This window comes from Hydrogenophaga sp. UC242_53 (assembly GCF_042696965.1).
GTDB lineage: Bacteria > Pseudomonadota > Gammaproteobacteria > Burkholderiales > Burkholderiaceae_C > Hydrogenophaga.
Genome location: NZ_CP170552.1, coordinates 3,042,994 through 3,060,601, shown reverse-complemented (window position 1 = coordinate 3,060,601; position 17,608 = coordinate 3,042,994). Strand labels below are relative to the sequence as shown.

The following is a 17,608-nucleotide window of genomic DNA, read 5'->3' as shown; positions in this document are numbered from 1 at the left end:
CCCTGGGCTAGCATTGAGTAACGGAAAAATACACAACAGGTACTTTTTTGGTACATGTCCATTCCATCATATCCCAGCTGTGGCAAAAATGAGTAACTTCGTGGAGCGATTTTTGGAGGAGAGGCGTCGGCTCAAACTCAACCAACAGGAGCTCGCCGACGCTGTTGGGATCTCGAAGCGCTCGATCGGAAACTACGAGCGAGGGGAGCGCAACCCGGACGCGGAAGTACTCGTCAAGTTGGGGGAGGTGGGTGTGAACGTCTGCTACCTGCTGACGGGCAAGCGCATCTCGACCAGGCTGGGCCTGGAGCCGATGCAAAGAGCCGTGCTCGATGACTTCGACCGCTGTACGGACGAGATGAAGATCGAAGCGGTGAGGTACATGGCGCTATTGGCTGAGGGCGCGATGCCGTCTGCGCCTTCCAAACAGGTTCACAAGTCCCGGACGAAGGGAGCCGAAGCCAAGGGCAATAAAAGTAATTGAGGTGTAGCTCCAAAAGAGCAGAAAGGCCCCTCGGGTGTTGTCTTCCACTGAAAACTGACCCAGTTAGAGCATCAATTTCCATTGAAAGCTGACCCACGTAAGAACCCTATCCTGCTGCTTTTGGCAGCAGGAGATTTCAGGAGTGATAGACGTGGCGACACTGAGTGTCATAAGACGCTGGGCACTGCGCGAGCAGATGTCCATCCGCGAGATCTCCAGGCGTACAGGCCTGGCTCGCAACACCGTTAAGAAGTACCTGCGGGCGGGCGATGAAGAGCCCCGCTACGCCAGGCGTGCGAGCTCCAGCAAGCTCGATCCATTCGCCGACAAACTTTCAACATGGCTGTCGATCGAGGCAACAAAGTCGCGCAAACAGCGGCGCACTTTGCTGCAGCTCCACACACCTAGATCTGAAAAGGAGAAAACGAAGCACTTATCCACACCGTGAGCTTCTTTGCTCACACAACGGGTGGGTCAGTATTCGATGGAAATCTCGGGTCAGAGATCAGTGAAATTCAACAGGTTTTGCCTACAAGTTTGTTCCGATGAATTTCCTCTTCGTCAGCCATAATTGCGCTCCCTGCAATACATCGCCATATTTGGTCCTCGCGGCCAGCCTGCCAATCCCTATCGACGCCATCGTAGCGGACCTAGGTGCGAGCTTCGAAGAACTTGTTGGGGATGCTGTGATCCGCCCACCGCATTTCGTCGAGTGCACCGCGAACACGACTTGTAGCTCGGCTTGCACTTCAATGACCGAGCGTTGAGCAGTTCTTGAGCGGCGTAAGACGGGAGCCCTATGTCGTGGTACGTCCGCCCTTGCATCGTCTGACTCACAGCGGCTCGGAGCTTCTTGTGCCGCGAAGGCTGGGACTTGACCGCGCTAGATGTCGGGTTTAGCGCGCTTATCCGCTGCTCACTTTGACAAAGTGTTTGTCCGGTAACGCTGCTTAGCGGCTGTTGACCAACCCCTTGCGTCTACCCGTCGCTAAAAGGACAACAAGAAAAAGCCCGGCCACCAGCAAGGCGGACGGGCTAAAGCTGCAGATCCACAAAGAGACAACAACAGCAACTGCTTGGCGCCACACACCGCATGGTGTCTGGCCTGGCGTCATTGTACTGTACGTTAATACAGTATTTTTTGCTGCGGGGTCTTACTCAAGCCGTCGAGCCCAGCCGCTCCGAAAGAAACTCCAGCACCACGCGCACCGAAGGCAGCAGGCTGCGGCGGTGCGGCACCAGCGCGGTGGTGGTGACGCTGCCCGCCGTCCAGCGCGTCAGCACGCGCACCAGTTCACCGCGCGCCAAGTGGTGCTGGCAGATGCTCTCGGGCAGGCACACGATGCCCAGGCCGGCCGTGGCCGCGTGCAGCAGCGCCACGGATTCGTCGGCCACCAAACGCGGCGGCGGCTCGGCGATCTGCACTTCGCCCTTGCTGTTGCGCAGCGTCCAGCGCGTGGCGTCCACACCCGTCAGCAGGGCCTGGTGCGCCGCGAGGTCGCTCGGCTGGCGCGGTGTGCCGTGCTCGCGCAGGTAGGCGGGGGCCGCGACCACCATCACGGGCTCCACCTTGAGCGTGCGCTGCACCAGGCCCGAGTCGGGCAGGGGGGCGAAGTGGCTGCGCAGCGCGATGTCAAAGCCTTCTTGCACCAGGTCCACAAACCGGTCGCTCGCGTGCAGCTGCAGTTGCAAGCGGGGCCAGGTGCGCGCGAGCGCGGGCAGGTGGGGCGCCAGCTGGAACTGCACCACCGGCACGGCGGCGGTGAGCCGCACGGTGCCGCTGGGCTCGGCCAGGCGCGACTGCACCACCTGCTGCGCGCTCTCCACCTCCACCAGCGCGGCGCGCGCGTGTTGGTAGAAGTCGTGCCCGGTGTCGGTGAGGCGAAAGCTGCGCGAGTTGCGCTCGATGAGGCGCACGCCCAGGCTGGCTTCGAGCGCGGCCACGCGTTTGCTCAGGGTGGATTTCGGCACCGAGAAGCGCCGGGCCGCGGGCGCGAAGCCGCCGCTTTCCACGGCCTGGGCGAACAAGGTGAGGTCGTTCAGGTTCATGCCGCCATTGTCCACAGATGTGGACGATGCGTTGCCTTTTGCCCGTCTAGGCGGCCATCGTCCACGCCGCAAGAATGCACTCCTTCGTCAATGCAACAGGAGTTGAAACCAACCATGAAACCCATTCTTCTTTTCTACGGCGTGCCCGAGGGCTGTTCGTTTGGCGCCATCGTGGCGCTGGAGTGGAGCGGCCTGCCTTACCAGCTGTGCCGCATCCAGATGCCCGAGGTGGTGAGCAGCGAGGCCTTCAAGCGCATCAACCCGGTGGGCGAAACGCCCTCGCTGCGCACGGCCGATGGCCGCTTCGTGAGCCAGAGCGTGGCGATCCTGCATCACATCGGGGCGGCTGCTGCTTCCAGCGGCTTAGTGCCTGCGCAGGGCAGCGCGGAGTTCGATCGCTTCAACGAGATGCTGGCGTTTCTGAACACCGATTTCTTCGAGTCATTCGCACCGCTCTGGTACGCAATGGAGCATGGCCTGCAAGGCGAAGCGCTGCGCGCGGTAACGGCCATGGGGCACGACAAGGTGCGGCGTGCCCATGCCGCGCTGGAAGGCTTGCTGGGCGGGCGCGACTGGTTGGTGGGCGAGCACCGCAGCGCGGCGGACGCGTACCTCATGGGCATCGCACGCTGGAACGAATTCCACCAGGTGCTGGACCGCCGCGACTACCCGGCGTTGAACGCCCTGTATGAGCGCCTGCAGGCCGACCCCGCCGTGCGCTTCGCGCATGGGGTGGAGCATGGGGAGGTGGTGCGCAGCGGCGGGGCGTTTGCTGGGCATGTTGAACTGCAATGAGCGGCCGTGGGTCGCCTCGATGGTTCAGCCTGAGCTAGCATGTCGGGCATCGGCCAGAAGCAGTCGCGCGCTGCGCTCCGCAAGCGCTTGTCCAAACCACGTATGGCATCCATGACCTCTACAGTCCCCGGAGCGGCTGGATACGGTGCGAACGCATCGGCCTTGGCCTCTCAATACGAGAGCATCACTTTCGCTGAGGTCTACCGAGACCTGATTCACCTGTTTCCCACACAGCCGGCCACGGTGGTCGACATCGGCGCGGGGTCGGGGCGCGATGCCGCGGCACTCGCCCGTTGTGGCCATCAGGTCGTCGCCGTGGAGCCCACAGGCGAACTTCGCCGCGAGGGTCAGCGCCTTCATGGCGCACTGCCCATCGATTGGATGGACGACCATCTGCCGACGCTGGACGTGTTGCGGCAAGCAAAGCGCCGGTTCGACGTCGTCCTTCTCACCGCCGTGTGGATGCATCTGGATCCTCAGGAGCGGGAGTTGCGCATGGAAGCTGTTGCCGCGCTGACGGCCGAAAACGGTCAAGTCTTCATGTCTCTGCGGCACGGCCCGATACCGGAAGGCCGAAGAATGTTCGACGTCTCCGCTGAGGACACGGTTCGGTTGGCCGCACGGCACGGGCTGCGCTGCCACCACCAGGCCGAGCGCGAAGACATGCTTGGGCGGGCGGACGTCAGATGGAGCTTCCTTGCACTGCGCCGGCTGGCCGCTTCAGCAGAGTAGCCCGTGCTTCTTGATGGGCCAGCCGCGTCGTGTGCTGATGCCCGACGGAGATCGATGAAGCGGAAGTCCGCGTCACCCAGCGGGCGCGGAGCGCTTGACCAAGTGCCAGCTGATCGCTTGAAGGCCCACGGTCGCGCACACCGGCCCGCCGTCTCGCGCCGTGCCGTGGATGCGACCTTCGATGGCGCGGTTGGCGTCTCCTGTGGCGGTCTCCACCAAGGGCTGGGGGATGCCGGCCAACTTGATCTTCGCCCTTCGCTCCCAGCGTGAATCGGGTTGGCCTGCGTAGGTCCCCGAGTTCAGGTAAATGAAGCGGTCGGACGGTGTGCCTTGCGCGAACGGGCCACGGAAGTTGAACGATCCGTCCGGCAGCGTGGGGCCGAGACTCATGGTGATGGCGAACGACACGAGCTCGGCCGTCGACGCGTAGGGCGGCAGCAAGCCATCGCGACCGTGTTGCACCGCAAAACGGACCCCGGGTGGGAATGCCGTGACAGCAAGGATGATCTGAAGTTCAGCGGTTGTTCCGTTTTTCATGGCTTCGGGGTGACAGGCTTGTGAGGGCTCTGGCGCGTGCTCGCTGTTGGCCGGCAGCCATCCTAGCTGAGATGCGAAAAAACAAAGGGCCCCATCGGGGCCCTTGCTCTTGAAGCTGCGCTCGCGCTCAGTCCGCCTTCAGCTTCACCGCCTGAAACACCCGCTGCAGCCGTTGCGCTTCGGCGCTGTAGAAGGTCTGCGCCTGTTTCAGCGGCATGGCGCGCGTGAGCGCCACGCCGCCGGCTTCGCGGGTGTACACGCCGAATTCCGGCCCTTGCAGTGCGGTGTCGATGGCTTTGTGCACGGCGGTCACCACGTCGGTGGGTGTCTGGCGCGGCAGGAAGACGCCGGTCCACACGGTGTAGACGAAGTCTTTCAGGCTGGCGTCGACTTCGCTCAGGCGCGGCAGGCCGGCCACGGTCTTGTCGGCGGTGTGGGCCAGGGCGCGCAGGGTGCCGGCTTCGATCAGTTTGGCGGTGCTGCCGGCCATGGGCAGGAAGGCCACGTCCACCTGGCCGCCGATGAGGTCGTTGACGGCCGGTGCCAGGCCCTTGTAGGGCACGTGCATGAGCTGCTGCGTGCCGGTGAGCATCTTGAAGTGCTCGCCCATGAGGTGGTAGAGCGTGCCGCTGCCGGGCGTGGCGTAGGTCAGGGCTTTGTTGGACGGGTTCTTGAGGTAGTCCACCAGGGCCTGCGCCGAGTTGATCTGCAAGCTGGGCCGCACGACGAGCGCGATGTTGGTGTACGAGAGCTGCGAGACGAGCACGAGGTCGTCGGGCTTGTAGCGCACGCTGGGCATGGTGAGCGGCGGCAGGATGGGCTCGGCCACGGTGGTGAGCAGCATGGTGTGGCCGTCGGCCGGTGCGGCCAGCACCTTGCCCACGCCCATGGCGCCGCCGACGCCGGCGAAGTTTTCCACGATGACGGTTTCTCCCAGGGCTTTCTGCATCAGCGGTTGCATGACGCGCGCGACCATGTCGGCCGGGCCGCCGGCGGGGAAGGGCACGACGACGGAGATGCGGCGCGCGGGGAAGGCCCCTTGCGCATGGGCCAGTGGGACGACGAGGGTGCCGAAGGCGGGTGCCAGGGCTGCGGCCAGCAGGGAGCGGCGAGCGATCTTCTTCATGGTGTCTTGTCTCCGGTGTGATGGGGTGGTCAGGCGGCGGCCTTGGCGGGCGGCGTCGCGGGGGCGGTGCTGTTTGCTCTGGTCGATGCGGTAGAGGCGCGTGGCGTTGCCGCCGAGGATGAGTTCGAGCGCGTGGTCGGGGATCTCGGGCATGTCGAGCGCGCGCGCGTGTTCGTTGATGTTCTGCACGGTTTTGTGGAAGGTCCACATGAAGGGGTTTTCCGAACCGTAGAGCAGGCGTTCCCAGGGGTTGACGCAGCCGAAGTCGTGGATGAGCTGGTAGACGGTGCGCGGATGGTAGAAGCCCAGCGCGCTGAGGTCGGCATGGAAGTTGGGGTTGCGCGCGACCACGCCCATGGCTTCGGCGGCGTAGGGGTAGCCCAGGTGGCAGATGACCACCTTCATCTTGGGGAAGCGCTGGCCCACTTCGTCGAGCAGCCAGGGTTGCTGCAGTTTCATGTCGGCGCCGCAGACGGGCGTGAAGCCCATGTGGAAGTGCACCGGCACGCCGAGCGCGGAGGCGGCTTCGTACAGGGGTTCGCAGGCCTTGTCGCGCGGGTCGAAGTGCGCGTAGGTGGGGTAGAGCTTGATGCCGCGGAAGTCGTGCTCGCGCACGCAGCGCTCGAGTTCGTCGGCGGCGCCCCAGGGGTCGATGATGGGGTCGGCGCTGCAGATGCCGATGAGCCGGCCCTTGGAGGCCTTGACCTGCTGGGCCACGAATTCGTTGGGCACGTTGTAGGGGCGCTGCTCGGGCGGGAGCACGCGGTTCCAGTTGCCGGCGAGCACGCAGCACACGTCGATGCCGACTTCGTCCATCACGTGGACGAGCATCTCACCGTCGCGGCGCTCGGACTTCACTTCGGTGCTGTGGTACCGGAAGCCGCGATCGCTCCAGTTCTTGCGCAGCTCGCTGTAGATGTGCTGCGAGACGTGAACACCCGGCTGGCCCAGGTGGATGTGGTTGTCGACGACGAACATGCGGTCTCCTGATTGATGTTGGGTCGAAGTGTAGTCATCGAATAGTTCGATGTCAAACTAATAGACAGAGAATGATCGGGTGGCTGCGTGCTATCCTGCCGGCTGCCCATGGCCGATTGCACTCCTCCTTCTTCTCCCGCGCTCGACGCTTACGTCGGGTACCACCTTCGAAAAGCGCACAACCAGGCGCTGCGCCGCCTGGACCTCGCGCTGGGCAAGCTGCAGCTGACGACGGCCATGTATGGCGTGCTGGAGCTGTTGAGCTGCAATGTGGAGTTGCCGCAGGGCCAGCTGGCGCGCGGCGTGGGGCTGACGAACCCGTCGATGGTGCCGCTGGCGGACAAGCTGGCCGAGCGCGGCCTGATCGACCGCACGCGCCAGGAGCACGACCGGCGCACGGTGTACCTGAAGCTCACGCCCGAGGGGCGCAAGTGCTGGAGCCGCGCCGCGCGCATCGTGCGCGAGCACGAGGCGGCGCTGCGCGCCGCGCTCTCCGATGCCGAGACCGCCGAACTGATCCGGCTCTTGGGCAAGATCACCGGGGACTGAGCCCCGGTCCTGCCCCGGGGCGTTCAGGCCATTTCTGCCTCGATGGGGTTGCGCAGCACGCCCAGCGCATCCACTTCCACTTCCACCACATCGCCCGGCCGCATGTAGAGCGGCGGCTGGCGCTTGAAGCCGACGCCGCCCGGGGTGCCGGTGACGATGACGTCGCCCGCTTCGAGTTCGGTGAAGCAGCTGATGTGCGCGATGAGCGAGGGGATGCTGTGGATGAGCAGGTCGGTGGTGGTGCGCTGCACTTCTTCGCCGTTGAGGCGGGTGACCAGGGTCATGACCTGGTCGGGGCGGATCTCGTCGGCCGTGACCATCCAGGGGCCGAAGGCGCCGGTGCGCGCGAAGTTCTTGCCGGCCGTCCATTGCGAGGTGGCGGTCTGCCAGTCGCGGATGCTGGCGTCGTTGTAGCAGGCGTAGCCGGCCACGTGCGCCCAGGCCGCGCTCTCGGCGATGCGGCGCCCGGGCTTGCCGATGATGACGGCGATCTCGCCTTCGAAGTCGAGCGCGGGCGATTCGGGCGGGATGAGCAGGGCCTGGCCGTGCCCGGCCTGCGAGTTGCGCACGCGCAGGAACAGCGTGGGCGCTTGCTGCTGCGTGACTTGCCGGCCGGTCTCGCGCACGTGGTCGGCGTAGTTGAGGCCCACGCAGACGATCTTGGCCGGCCGGCCGATCACGGGCAGGAACTCGACGGTGTCGAGCGGGATGCGCTCGGTGGCGGCGCGCGCGAGGGTGGCGGCTTTGTCAAGCAGGCCTTGCGCGATCGCGCTCTGGAGATCGGGCGCGAGCGCGCCCAGGGCGGGGCGCAGGTCCACAAGGTGCTGGTCGTCGATCACGGCGCCGTAGGTGGCGGTGCCCTGGTGCAGGAAGCTGGCGAATTTCAAGAGAGGCCTTTGGGGTCGGGGTTCAGTTCAGGGGGATGCCGGCGGCGTCGATGGCGCGTTTCCAGTAGGTGAATTCGGCTTTCCAGAAGGTGTCCATGGCCTGGGCGCCCATGGGGTCGGGCACGGCGCCGAGTTCGGTCAGCGTGCGCACCACCTCGGGCCGCGCGCAGGCTTCCAGCGTGGCTTTTTCGAGCTGGGCGACGATGTCGCGCGGCGTGCCCGCGCGCGTGAAGACGCCGAACCAGCTGGCGTTGGAGAAGCCCTTGACGCCCGCTTCGGCGAAGGTGGGCACGTCGGGCAGGGCGGGCGAGCGCTGGTCGGTGGAGACGCCCAGGGCGCGCACCTGGCCGGAGCGGATGGGGCCGATGACGCCGGTGATGTTGTCGAGCACCGCGACGATGCTGCCGCCCATGAGGTCCTGGATGGCGGCGGCCGCGCCCTTGTAGGGCACGTGTTCCATGGCGAAGTCGCCATCGCGCTTGAGGAGTTCGCCGGTGAGGTGCATCACGCTGCCGGTGCCGCCCGTGCCGTAGCTGGCGCGCTGGGGGTTGGCGCGCGCCCAGGCGGCGAACTCCTTGAAGGTGCGCACCGGAATGTCCTTGTTGATGATGAGCACGTTGGGCAGTTTTGCGCACCATCGCCACGGGCTGGAAGGCGCCGATGGGGTCGTAGGTGAGCGTCTTGGCCTGGGTGATGGGCGTGAGCACGGCCGAGGTGACGATGTTGGAGAGCAGGGTGTAGCCGTCGGGTGCGGCGCGGGCCACGTCGGCCGCGCCGATGGCACCGGCCGCACCGCCCTTGTTGTCCACCACCACGGTGCCCTTGAGCACCTCGCCAAGGTGCTTGGCGACCAGGCGGGCCACGATGTCGGTGGAGCCGCCGGCGGGGTAGGGCACCACCATGCGGATGGGGCGTTCGGGGTAGCCGGCGGCGCGGGACAGGCCACTGCCCATCAGGGCGGCCAGGGCCGTGCCGCCGGCAACAACGTGGCGGCGGGTGAGGCCATGCGGGTGGTGTGCGTTCATGGAGCTTCTCCTGGTGGGGGTGTGAGGGGTGTTCAGCGCAGCGACTGGCGCAGGTGGCGGATGGCATCGCCCTGGCGGCCGATCCAGGTGTCGTCGAGCGCGCGGGCGCGGCGGATCAGTTCCTCGAACACGCCGATGCCGCTGAGCCGGCCGAACACGTGGCCGTGGATGGAAGGGTTCAGGCGCACCGCGCCGGGCTCGTGGCGCTGCACGAAGTCGAGCCAGTCGTCGAACAGCTCCAGCATCTGGCGCGGTGCGTTGCCATAGCGGATGGCGTGCGGCGTGTCGTTCATCTCCATGCCGCCGGGGAAGGCCGCGATCTCGCGGTCGCCGAAGCGCACGAGGTAGGGCAGGTCGTCGTTCATGGTGTCGCCGTGCCATTCGTAGCCTTCTTCGGCGAGCAGGCGCGCGGTGCGCACGCTGGGCGAGGCGCGCGGGCTGATCCAGCCCACGGGGCGCACGCCGCAGGCCTGTTCCAGTGCCTCGGTAGTGCGGCGGATGTTGGCGCGTTCGGCGGCTTCGTCGAGGTAGGCTGGGATCACGTCCATGCCCCAGGAGTGCGCCACGATTTCGTGGCCGGCATCGGCGATGCGGCGCAGCGTTTCAGGGTAGCGCTCGGCCAGCACGCCGCAGACCAGCATGCTGGTCTGAATCTGCTGGCGCTCCAGCACGTCGAGGATGCGGTGGATGCCGCGCCGGATGCCGTACTCGACCCAGCCGAGCGCGTTCAGGTCGGGCGTGCCGGGCTTGAGCGGGTTGCCCATGGGGCCGAAGCCCGGCCACTGGTCGTCGGACCAGCCTTCCAGCGCGACGCGAAAGAAGATGCCGAGGCGTTGGCCGCCGGGCCAGCGGAAATCGGCGGGGGGCAGGGTTTCGATGGCACCGGCGTGCACGTCGAGTTTCTGGGGCATTCGGGGCTCCGGGTTCCAACCGCAAGGCGCCAGTGCCTTGCCTGAATGGTCCCGAGCTTACGGAGTCGACTGTGCAACCACAAACGACTTCTTTTGCACGCAGCGTTGATCTGCGCGCAACGCTGACGCACCGCTTCAGAGCGCGGCACGCCCCACTTCGGTGAGGTGCTTGAGGAAGGCCGCCGAGGCCACGGGCAGCTTGCGCTCGGAGAGCACGCAGACGTCGATGCCGCCCTGGCAGAGCAGCGCGTCGTCCAGTGGCACGCCCACCAGCTGCTCCATGGCCAGCTCGTTGCGGATGGACATGTGCGAGAGCAGGGTGATGCCGCCGCCGTTGCGCGCGAAGCCGCGCAGCACCGCGAGCGAGTTGGCTTCGAGCGCCGGCGTGATGTGGACCTTGGACATGTGGCTCTGCAAGTCGATCAGGCGGCGCACGCCGAAGCTGTTGTCGGGCAGCGCCAGGCGCTGCCCTGCGATCTGCGAGAGCGTGAGGCTCTTGCGCCGCGCCAGTGCATGGCTGGGCGCCATCACGGCGAGCAGGGGCGCGTGCAGGTGCAGGGCCGAGTGCATCTCGGCCTTGGGCTGCAGGTTGAAGACCAGGCCGATGTCGGCCTCGCCGCTGGCGATGCCGTTCTCCACCGCGCCGGTGCCGGTGATGCGCAGCGAGAAGGTGATGTTCGGGTAGGCGTCCTGGAACTGGGCGATGGCGGGGGCGAGGAAGTCCGAGGCGTAGCCCTCCACCGAGAGCAGCGAGACGTGGCCGCGGTGCAGGTTCTGCAGCGCGTCGAGTTCGGAGCGCATGCGCTCGATGCCGTTGAGCGCGTCGCGCACGTGGTTCAGGTAGACCTTGCCGGCGGCGGTGAGCACCATGCCGCGCGCGCGCCGCTCGAACAGGGTGACGCCCAGGTCTTCCTCCAGCTTCTGCAGCTCGCGGCTGAGCGCGGAGGGCGTGACGAAGAGCCGCTCGGCGGCGGCGCGGATGGAGCCGCTTTGCGCCACTTCGAGGTAGCGCAGCAGGGAGGTCTGCAGGATCATGCGGCGATTCTAGGATGTGTGTTGCGAAAATGGCAACTCATTGTTCAAAACAAATCGTTTGTTGCGACGCCAAACGGCAGGCACATTTGCGTTTCCAACGTTTTTCCGCACACAGGAGTTCCCATGACCAAACAAGTGATCTACAGCCCCAAGGTGACCCGCACGAAGGCGCCCCACGCCCACGCCGTGCGCACCGGCAACCTCGTGTTCGTCTCCGGTTGCCCGGCCTACCACGGCGAGATGCAGCTGGCCAAGGGCGACTTCACCGCGCAGATGCGCCAGTGCATGACCAACCTGCAGAACATCCTGGAAGAGGCCGGCTCGTCGCTGGCGCAGGTGGTGAAGGTCAATGTGTTCCTGGACCGCCGCGCCGACTTCGACGAGATGAACGAGATCTACCGCGAGTTCTTCGGCAACGACCCGCAGACCTGGCCGGCCCGCACCACCGTCGAGGCCCGCCTGCCGCGCAAGGATTTCCTGCTGGAAATCGAGTGCGTCGCCGAAGTGGAGTGAGACCCATGGGCAAGATCGAATCACGCCTGGCCGAGCTGGGCATCGTGCTGCCCGATGCGCCCATCATCAAGGCCAACCCGGCGCTGGTGCCCGGCGTCGCGGTGGGCAACCTGTTCTTCTGCCAGGGTGCCCTGGGGCACCACAACGGCGAGTTCCCCTACCTGGGCAAGGTGGGCGACAAGGTCTCGGTGGACGAGGCCTACCAGTCGGCCCGGCTGTGCGCGATCAACCACCTGGCCCAGGCCAAGGCCGTGCTCGGCGACCTGGACCGGATCGTGCGTGTGGTGCAGCTGCTGATCTACGTCAACGGCGCGCCCGGTTTCGAGCGCGCGCCCTACGTGTCCAACGGCGCGTCGGACCTGTTCGTGGAGGTGCTGGGCGCCGAGCGCGCGGCGATGGCGCGCGCCAGCCTGAGCGTGCCCGACCTGATCTACACGGCGCCGGTCGAGACGATCTGCACCTTCGAAATCCAACCCTGACCCTTCACCCCCTCACCCCGCGCAAAGGACCACCGCCATGCAAAGACGTCATCTCATCCAAGCCCTGGGCCTCGGCAGCCTCACGTCGGCATGGCCGGCCTTTGCCGAGGCTTTTCCTTCCCGCCCCATCACGCTGGTGAGCCCCTGGGCGGCCGGCGGCACGAACGACCTGCTGTGCCGCCTGCTGGCGCGCGAGGCCGGCGGCGTGCTGGGCCAGCCCATGGTGGTGGACAACAAGCCGGGCGCCAGCGGCGTCGTGGGCACCACGGCCGTGGCCCGCTCCAAGCCGGACGGCTACACGCTCACGCTGGGCAGCACGCCCGGTTACGCCACCGCGCCCGCGCTGTACCCGAACCTGCCCTACGACCCGCTCAAGGACTTCACGCCCATCATCGGCGTGGCGACCGTGCCCAACGTGCTGGTGGTGCCGCCCTCGCTGCCGGTGAACTCGGTGCAGGAACTCATCGCCTACATCAAGGCGCGGCCGGGCCAGGTGGCCTACGCCTCGGTGGGCAACGGCTCGACGCAGCACCTCTGCGCCAAGCTGTTCGAGCGCATGACCGGCACCGAGATGATCCACGTGCCCTACAAAGGCACGGCGCCCGCGATGCAGGACCTGCTGGCCGGCCGCGTCACGCTGGCGTTCGAGAACATGCCGCCGCTGCTGCCGCAGATCCGCAGCGGTGCCCTGAAGGCGCTGGCGGTCACCTCGTCGCAGCGCGTGGCGCAACTGCCCGACACGCCGACCCTGGCGGCCTCGGGCCTGGCCGACTTCGGCGCTTCGGTGTGGTACGCGGTCTTCGCCCCGGCCGGTGTGCCCGCGCCGATCGTGACGCAGCTGCAGAACGCGTTCACGCACGCGCTGCGCCAGCCGTCGGTGACGACGCAGCTCGCGCAACTGGGCCTGACCACGCTGGCCTCGGACGCGGCGGCCACCAAGGCCTTCGTGCAGGCCGATGCCACCAAGTGGGGTGGCATCATCCGCTCGGCCGGCATCACGGCGGATTGAAGACTCAGCAGCATCAGCATCAGGAGCGGACCTCATGAATGACAAGGAACAGGCCGGCGGTCGCCTGGCGGGGCGCACCGCCCTCGTCACCGGCGCGGGCAAGGGGCTGGGCCGCGCGATCGCGCTGGGCTTTGCCGGCGCGGGGGCCGACGTGGTGCTGATGGCGCGCACGCGCGCCGACCTGGATGCCGTGGCCCGCGAGGTCGAGGCGCTGGGCCGCCAAGCCCTGGTGGCCGTGGCCGACGCCACCGATTCGCGCCAGGTCGATGCGGTGGTGGAACAGGCGGTGGCGCGCTTCGGCCGCATCGATGTGCTGGCCCACGCGGCCGGCGGCAGCCTGCGCAAGCCCAGCGTGGACGTGACCGACGAGGAGTGGGACGGGGTCATCTCGGCCAACCTCTCGTCCACCTTCAAGGTGTGCCGTGCCGTGGGCCGGCACATGCTGGCACAGGGCGGCGGCTCCATCATCAACCTCTCGTCCACCGCCGGCATGCGCGGCCGGGCCGGCAACGCGCCGTACTCGGCGGCCAAGGCGGCGGTCATCAACCTCTCGCGCGCGCTGGCGATGGAGTGGGCGCCGAAAGGGGTTCGCGTCAACGTGCTCGCGCCGGGGCGTTTCCTCACGCCGCTGACCGAGGCCGAGATGTCGGTGCCCGAGAAGTACGCGGCCTTCGTGCGCCAGGTGCCGCTGGGCCGCATCGGCCGGCCCGAGGAAATCCAGGACATCGCCGTGTGGCTGGCCTCGGACGCCTCGGCCTACGTGACCGGCAGCACCATCACGCTGGACGGCGGGCAGACGCTCGCCTGACCCCCGGCTTTTCCTTTTCGAATCCCGCGCCCCGGCGACCTGGCCGGGGCGGGAGCCTTCCTGTCGCTTCACCATGCCCTCCGCCCTCTCGAACATCCTCGCGCTCAAGGACTTCGCGCCGCTCGCGCAGCGCCGCCTGCCCCGGCCCATCCACGGTTATGTGGCGGGCGCGGCGGAGGACAACGTCTCGCTGCGCCGCAACCAGGACGCGATGAACGCCCATGGCTTCGTGCCGCGCGTGCTGGTGGACGTGTCGCGCCGCACGCAGCAGCAGCCGCTGTTCGGCACCACTTACGCGAGCCCCTTCGGCATCGCACCCATGGGCCTGGCCGCGCTTTCGGCCTACCGCGGCGACATCGCGCTGGCCCAGGCCGCGCGCGAGGCCGGCATTCCCGCGATCCTGAGCGGTTCGTCGCTCACGCCGCTGGAGGACGTGGCCCAGGCCGCGCCGGGCACCTGGTTCCAGGCCTACCTGCCGGGCGACGAGGCGCGCATCCTCGCGCTGCTGCAGCGCGTGCGCCGCGCGGGCTACGAGACGCTGGTGGTCACGGTGGACATTCCCGTGAGCGCCAACCGCGAGAACAACGTGCGCAACGGCTTTTCCACGCCACTGCGGCCCAGCCTGCGGCTGGCGTGGGAAGGGGTGTCACACCCGCGCTGGCTGCTCGGCACCTTCGCGAAGACGCTGTGGCGCCACGGCATGCCGCATTTCGAGAACTCGTTCGCCGAGCGCGGCGCCCCCATTCTGTCGAGCAACGTGCTGCGCGACTTCTCGCACCGCGACCACCTGGACTGGTCGTTCGTCGAGCGCATCCGCGCCTTCTGGCCCGGCCCGCTGGTGATCAAGGGCATCCTCAGCGTGGCCGATGCGGTGAAGGCCAAGGCGCTCGGGGCCGACGGCATCGTGGTCTCCAACCACGGCGGGCGCCAGCTCGACGGCGCGGTGGCGCCCATACAGGTGCTGGCGCGCATTGTCGACGGCGTGGGCGGCATGCCGGTGATGGTGGACGGCGGCTTCCACCGCGGCTCGGACGTGCTCAAGGCGCTCGCGCTCGGGGCGCGCTTCGTGTTCGTGGGCCGGCCGTTCAACCACGCGCTGGCGGTGGCGGGCCAGCGCGGCGTGGCGCACGCCATCGAGCTGTTGCGCGCCGAGATCGACCGCAACATGGCCAATGCTGGGCGTCACCGGCTGCGGGCAGCTCGACCGCGATCTGCTGCTGCCCACGCCGCCCTGAACGCGCTCACTTCGTCGAGGCAGGGCGCTGGTCCACCGAGACCTTGAGGTCCTGCGCGGCCTGCAGCTGCTCGCGCAGGGCCGGCAGGTGTTTGGAGGCGAAGGCCTTGACCTCCGGGTCGCGCGATTCGAGCGCGGTTTTTTCGTACAGGGGAATGGCGCTCTTGTACGCCTCCACGCCCATCTGGTTGAGGTAGCGGCGGTCGAAGGTCTCGTCGCCCAGGCCGGCGATGATCATCTCCTTGCCCTTCTGCAGCATCGAGGGCTCGGTGGGCAGCTCCTGCTGCTTGGCGGCGGCGAGCGTGCGCAGCTCTTCGCCGACCTTGCTGTGTTCGTCGACCATGCGCTGCGCGAAGTCGCGCACCTTGGGGTTGCGCGCCTTGGTCAGGGCCAGGCGGCCGGCCGAGACCTCGGCGTGGCCGTTTTCGGCGGCCTGCTGCAGAAAGCTCTTGTCGATGGGCGCGAGGCCTTGCGCGAAGGCCGTGGTGCTCCACAGCAGGGCGGTGGTGAACGCCAGGGCGGTCAGGGGGCTTGCTCGGTGGTTCATGCGGGGGCTCCTTGAATCCGTTGGGGAGCCCGTCCACCGGCAAGTGGCATGCCCGTGCGGGCGCTGGTGGGGAGCGGGAGCGCCGTTTGCCCCTGGGAACGACCATGAGCCGCACCATTCGATTGCCACCATCCCCCCCGCCGCCGTCCGACGGCAGGAAGGCCGATGCCAGCGAGCTGCTGTCCTCGGTGGCTGGCGAGGAAGACCCGGGCGCGGCGCTGGACGCGCCGGTGCCGCCGCCGCGCGCCCCGCTCAGCGGGCCTGCTGCCGGCGGCTCACCAGGCGGGCCGCCGCCAGGTCCCAGCCGCCCCAGCCGCAGTTCTTGAAGAACACCGGGCCGCGCACCGGCCGGGGCGATGCGAGCCAGTCGGCCAGGGTGGGCACGGCGGTGACATCGATGCCGGCCTGCAGCAGGTCGCCGGCCTCGTGGTCGGCGTCGCGCGTGTCCACCACCAGCGTGCCGCGCGCGGCGAGGTCGCGGCAGACCTCGGGCGCCCACTCCACCATCTGCGGCGTGTAGGCGCCCACGGCGCTCACGAAGGCGTCGTCGCGCGGCGTGCCGCGCAGCGCCACCTGCCGGGCCGGCGTGGTGCTCACCACCAGCGGGCACTCGGCCAGCGCGGCGTCGGCATCGTCCACGCGGCGCGCGTCCAGGCCCAGCGTGCGCGCGTGGGCCACCAGCGCGTCGGCGCTGGCCGGATTGCGCGAGGCAATGCGCACCTCGCGCACGCCCAGGCCGGCGGCAAAGGCTTCCAGGTGCGCGCGGCCCTGCACGCCCGCGCCGACGATGAGCAGCGGGCCGTCGCTGCTGGGCGCGAGCAGGCGCGCGCCCAGCAGCGACACGGCGGCGGTGCGGCGCGAGGTCACGGTGGGGCCGTCGAGCAGGGCGGTGCGCTGGCCGGTGGCGACATCGAACACCACGATGTCGCCCTGGATGCTGGGCAGGCCGCGCGCGGCGTTGTCCGGGATCAGGGTGATGAGTTTGGTGATGGCCACGCGCGCGTCGACGGCGGGCATCGCGAACAGGGTGCCGCCACCGGGCAGGGCCTGCACGATGCGCGCGGGGACCGCCACCGTGGGGTCGCTCAGCAGCGCCTCGATCTCGTCGGCCAGCTCGGGGTAGGGCAGCGCGGCGGCGGTGGCGCTGGGGTTCAGGGAGGACGTCATGCCCCACATCATCGGGGATCCGACGTCCCCCGGTTCAGATCACCCGCACGCGCAGTTCGCCCAGGCCGTCGAAGCGCCCGCTCATCACGTCGCCGCGCCGCACCTCGCCCACGCCCACGCCCTCGGGCGTGCCCGAGAAGATCAGGTCGCCGGGCTGAAGCTCGAACAGGCGCGAGAGCGTCGCGATGGTCTCGTCGACGTTCCAGATCAGTTGCGAGAGGTCGGCCTGCTGGCGCGTTTCGCCGTTGACGTGCAGCGAGAGCGCGCCGGTGTCGAGGTAGCCGGTGTCCTGCACGGCGTGGATGGGGCCCATGGGCGCCGAGGCGTCGAAGGCCTTGCCGGTCTCCCACGGCTGGCCGGCCTTGGCGGCGGCGCGCTGCAGGTCGCGGCGCGTCATGTCCAGGCCGATGGCGTAGCCGAAGATGTGGCGGCGCGCCTGGTCCTGCGGGATGTCGCGCCCGCCCTCGCCGATGGCGACCACGAGTTCGATCTCATGGTGGCAGTTGCTGGTTTCGCCGGGGTAGGGGAAGCGGCCTTCCTCGCCGTCGGCGACCTCGACCACCGCGTCCGCCGGCTTGCAGAAGAAGATCGGTGGCGAGCGGTCGGGGTCGTGGCCCATCTCGCGCACATGGGCTTCGTAGTTGCGGCCGACGCAGTACACGCGGCGCACCGGAAAGCGCTCGGCGCGCCCCTGGATCGCCACCGAGGTGGCGGGTGCGGGTTCGAAGGCGTATCGGGTCATC

18 protein-coding genes and 3 pseudogenes are annotated in these 17,608 nt (G+C 68.0%); 10 read left to right on the top strand and 11 right to left on the bottom strand.

The features are described from left to right. Nucleotides 1-88: 88 nt before the first annotated feature. Entirely contained in the window at nucleotides 89-484 is a 396-nt protein-coding gene (locus ACFJI0_RS15380) for a helix-turn-helix domain-containing protein (RefSeq protein WP_382320886.1), read from the top strand. A 142-nt stretch (nucleotides 485-626) separates the two neighbouring features. Then, nucleotides 627-884 (top strand): annotated as a pseudogene (locus ACFJI0_RS15375) (IS21 family transposase); the annotation flags it as partial. 758 nt (nucleotides 885-1,642) lie between these two features. Here ACFJI0_RS15375 and ACFJI0_RS15370 read toward each other — a convergent pair. Beyond that, nucleotides 1,643-2,533: a LysR substrate-binding domain-containing protein gene (locus ACFJI0_RS15370; protein WP_382320883.1), complete on the bottom strand. Its 891-nt coding sequence runs from the start codon at nucleotides 2,531-2,533 to the stop codon at nucleotides 1,643-1,645. 114 nt (nucleotides 2,534-2,647) lie between these two features. Here ACFJI0_RS15370 and ACFJI0_RS15365 point away from each other — a divergent pair, with 114 nt between their 5' ends. After that, nucleotides 2,648-3,328: a glutathione S-transferase family protein gene (locus ACFJI0_RS15365; RefSeq protein ID WP_382320881.1), complete on the top strand. Its 681-nt coding sequence runs from the start codon at nucleotides 2,648-2,650 to the stop codon at nucleotides 3,326-3,328. Between the two features lie 111 nt (nucleotides 3,329-3,439). Then, nucleotides 3,440-4,060, top strand: a complete 621-nt coding sequence (locus ACFJI0_RS15360; RefSeq protein WP_382325673.1) for a class I SAM-dependent methyltransferase — start codon at nucleotides 3,440-3,442, stop codon at nucleotides 4,058-4,060. Nucleotides 4,061-4,132: 72 nt separating this feature from the next. Here the strand turns inward: ACFJI0_RS15360 and ACFJI0_RS15355 are convergent, their stop codons facing one another. Then, nucleotides 4,133-4,597: a DUF5990 family protein gene (locus ACFJI0_RS15355; protein WP_382320879.1), complete on the bottom strand. Its 465-nt coding sequence runs from the start codon at nucleotides 4,595-4,597 to the stop codon at nucleotides 4,133-4,135. 127 nt (nucleotides 4,598-4,724) lie between these two features. Further along, nucleotides 4,725-6,701: a tripartite tricarboxylate transporter substrate-binding protein gene (locus tag ACFJI0_RS15350; protein WP_382320876.1), complete on the bottom strand. Its 1,977-nt coding sequence runs from the start codon at nucleotides 6,699-6,701 to the stop codon at nucleotides 4,725-4,727. 108 nt (nucleotides 6,702-6,809) lie between these two features. Here ACFJI0_RS15350 and ACFJI0_RS15345 point away from each other — a divergent pair, with 108 nt between their 5' ends. Beyond that, the gene (locus tag ACFJI0_RS15345; RefSeq protein ID WP_382320874.1) at nucleotides 6,810-7,250 is read left to right on the top strand and encodes a MarR family winged helix-turn-helix transcriptional regulator; all 441 of its coding nucleotides are present in this window, start codon (nucleotides 6,810-6,812) and stop codon (nucleotides 7,248-7,250) included. Nucleotides 7,251-7,273: 23 nt separating this feature from the next. On the opposite strand, the gene ACFJI0_RS15340 is transcribed toward ACFJI0_RS15345, so the two are convergent. The 5 genes and pseudogenes from ACFJI0_RS15340 to ACFJI0_RS15320 all read right to left on the bottom strand — a co-directional run bounded on the left by ACFJI0_RS15340 (nucleotide 7,274) and on the right by ACFJI0_RS15320 (nucleotide 11,108). Further along, nucleotides 7,274-8,137, bottom strand: coding sequence for a fumarylacetoacetate hydrolase family protein (locus tag ACFJI0_RS15340; RefSeq protein WP_382320872.1), 864 nt, complete (start codon nucleotides 8,135-8,137; stop codon nucleotides 7,274-7,276). Nucleotides 8,138-8,159: 22 nt separating this feature from the next. Beyond that, a complete protein-coding gene (locus ACFJI0_RS15335) occupies nucleotides 8,160-8,762 on the bottom strand; it encodes a Bug family tripartite tricarboxylate transporter substrate binding protein (protein ID WP_382325671.1) in 603 nt (200 codons plus the stop codon). Between the two features lie 19 nt (nucleotides 8,763-8,781). Then, nucleotides 8,782-9,039 (bottom strand): annotated as a pseudogene (locus tag ACFJI0_RS15330) (tripartite tricarboxylate transporter substrate-binding protein); the annotation flags it as partial. A gap of 155 nt (nucleotides 9,040-9,194) precedes the next feature. After that, nucleotides 9,195-10,073 carry a polysaccharide deacetylase family protein gene (locus ACFJI0_RS15325; RefSeq protein WP_382320869.1) on the bottom strand — a complete coding sequence of 293 codons (879 nt, stop codon included), beginning with the start codon at nucleotides 10,071-10,073 and terminating at the stop codon, nucleotides 9,195-9,197. 135 nt (nucleotides 10,074-10,208) lie between these two features. Beyond that, the gene (locus tag ACFJI0_RS15320) at nucleotides 10,209-11,108 is read right to left on the bottom strand and encodes a LysR family transcriptional regulator (RefSeq protein ID WP_382156400.1); all 900 of its coding nucleotides are present in this window, start codon (nucleotides 11,106-11,108) and stop codon (nucleotides 10,209-10,211) included. Nucleotides 11,109-11,231: 123 nt separating this feature from the next. Here ACFJI0_RS15320 and ACFJI0_RS15315 point away from each other — a divergent pair, with 123 nt between their 5' ends. The 5 genes and pseudogenes from ACFJI0_RS15315 to ACFJI0_RS15295 all read left to right on the top strand — a co-directional run bounded on the left by ACFJI0_RS15315 (nucleotide 11,232) and on the right by ACFJI0_RS15295 (nucleotide 15,152). After that, complete coding sequence (locus ACFJI0_RS15315; protein ID WP_291115815.1) at nucleotides 11,232-11,621, top strand: RidA family protein; 390 nt, start codon at nucleotides 11,232-11,234, stop codon at nucleotides 11,619-11,621. A gap of 5 nt (nucleotides 11,622-11,626) precedes the next feature. Further along, entirely contained in the window at nucleotides 11,627-12,100 is a 474-nt protein-coding gene (locus tag ACFJI0_RS15310; protein ID WP_382156402.1) for a RidA family protein, read from the top strand. A 37-nt stretch (nucleotides 12,101-12,137) separates the two neighbouring features. After that, on the top strand, nucleotides 12,138-13,109 hold the full coding sequence (locus tag ACFJI0_RS15305; protein WP_382320867.1) for a Bug family tripartite tricarboxylate transporter substrate binding protein: 972 nt from the start codon (nucleotides 12,138-12,140) through the stop codon (nucleotides 13,107-13,109). Nucleotides 13,110-13,143: 34 nt separating this feature from the next. Further along, nucleotides 13,144-13,917, top strand: a complete 774-nt coding sequence (locus ACFJI0_RS15300) for an SDR family NAD(P)-dependent oxidoreductase (RefSeq protein ID WP_382320864.1) — start codon at nucleotides 13,144-13,146, stop codon at nucleotides 13,915-13,917. Between the two features lie 73 nt (nucleotides 13,918-13,990). Then, nucleotides 13,991-15,152 (top strand): annotated as a pseudogene (locus ACFJI0_RS15295) (alpha-hydroxy acid oxidase). Nucleotides 15,153-15,158: 6 nt separating this feature from the next. Here ACFJI0_RS15295 and ACFJI0_RS15290 read toward each other — a convergent pair. The 3 genes from ACFJI0_RS15290 to ACFJI0_RS15280 form a co-directional block, all read right to left on the bottom strand. Next, on the bottom strand, nucleotides 15,159-15,698 hold the full coding sequence (locus ACFJI0_RS15290) for a DUF4142 domain-containing protein (protein WP_382320862.1): 540 nt from the start codon (nucleotides 15,696-15,698) through the stop codon (nucleotides 15,159-15,161). 252 nt (nucleotides 15,699-15,950) lie between these two features. Continuing rightward, complete coding sequence (locus tag ACFJI0_RS15285; RefSeq protein ID WP_382320860.1) at nucleotides 15,951-16,865, bottom strand: delta(1)-pyrroline-2-carboxylate reductase family protein; 915 nt, start codon at nucleotides 16,863-16,865, stop codon at nucleotides 15,951-15,953. Between the two features lie 34 nt (nucleotides 16,866-16,899). Then, a complete protein-coding gene (locus ACFJI0_RS15280; RefSeq protein ID WP_382320858.1) occupies nucleotides 16,900-17,607 on the bottom strand; it encodes a fumarylacetoacetate hydrolase family protein in 708 nt (235 codons plus the stop codon). Between the last annotated feature and the right edge of the window lies 1 nt (nucleotide 17,608).

Coding starts and splice junctions, on each gene's coding strand:
- ACFJI0_RS15325 (WP_382320869.1), bottom strand. CDS start 10,073: ATGCCCCAGAAACTCGACGTGCACGCCGGTGCCATCGAAACCCTGCCC.
- ACFJI0_RS15345 (WP_382320874.1), top strand. CDS start 6,810: ATGGCCGATTGCACTCCTCCTTCTTCTCCCGCGCTCGACGCTTACGTC.
- ACFJI0_RS15380 (WP_382320886.1), top strand. CDS start 89: ATGAGTAACTTCGTGGAGCGATTTTTGGAGGAGAGGCGTCGGCTCAAA.
- ACFJI0_RS15300 (WP_382320864.1), top strand. CDS start 13,144: ATGAATGACAAGGAACAGGCCGGCGGTCGCCTGGCGGGGCGCACCGCC.
- ACFJI0_RS15355 (WP_382320879.1), bottom strand. CDS start 4,597: ATGAAAAACGGAACAACCGCTGAACTTCAGATCATCCTTGCTGTCACG.
- ACFJI0_RS15320 (WP_382156400.1), bottom strand. CDS start 11,108: ATGATCCTGCAGACCTCCCTGCTGCGCTACCTCGAAGTGGCGCAAAGC.
- ACFJI0_RS15350 (WP_382320876.1), bottom strand. CDS start 6,701: ATGTTCGTCGTCGACAACCACATCCACCTGGGCCAGCCGGGTGTTCAC.
- ACFJI0_RS15315 (WP_291115815.1), top strand. CDS start 11,232: ATGACCAAACAAGTGATCTACAGCCCCAAGGTGACCCGCACGAAGGCG.
- ACFJI0_RS15370 (WP_382320883.1), bottom strand. CDS start 2,533: ATGAACCTGAACGACCTCACCTTGTTCGCCCAGGCCGTGGAAAGCGGC.
- ACFJI0_RS15305 (WP_382320867.1), top strand. CDS start 12,138: ATGCAAAGACGTCATCTCATCCAAGCCCTGGGCCTCGGCAGCCTCACG.
- ACFJI0_RS15280 (WP_382320858.1), bottom strand. CDS start 17,607: ATGACCCGATACGCCTTCGAACCCGCACCCGCCACCTCGGTGGCGATC.
- ACFJI0_RS15290 (WP_382320862.1), bottom strand. CDS start 15,698: ATGAACCACCGAGCAAGCCCCCTGACCGCCCTGGCGTTCACCACCGCC.
- ACFJI0_RS15365 (WP_382320881.1), top strand. CDS start 2,648: ATGAAACCCATTCTTCTTTTCTACGGCGTGCCCGAGGGCTGTTCGTTT.
- ACFJI0_RS15310 (WP_382156402.1), top strand. CDS start 11,627: ATGGGCAAGATCGAATCACGCCTGGCCGAGCTGGGCATCGTGCTGCCC.
- ACFJI0_RS15285 (WP_382320860.1), bottom strand. CDS start 16,865: ATGACGTCCTCCCTGAACCCCAGCGCCACCGCCGCCGCGCTGCCCTAC.
- ACFJI0_RS15360 (WP_382325673.1), top strand. CDS start 3,440: ATGACCTCTACAGTCCCCGGAGCGGCTGGATACGGTGCGAACGCATCG.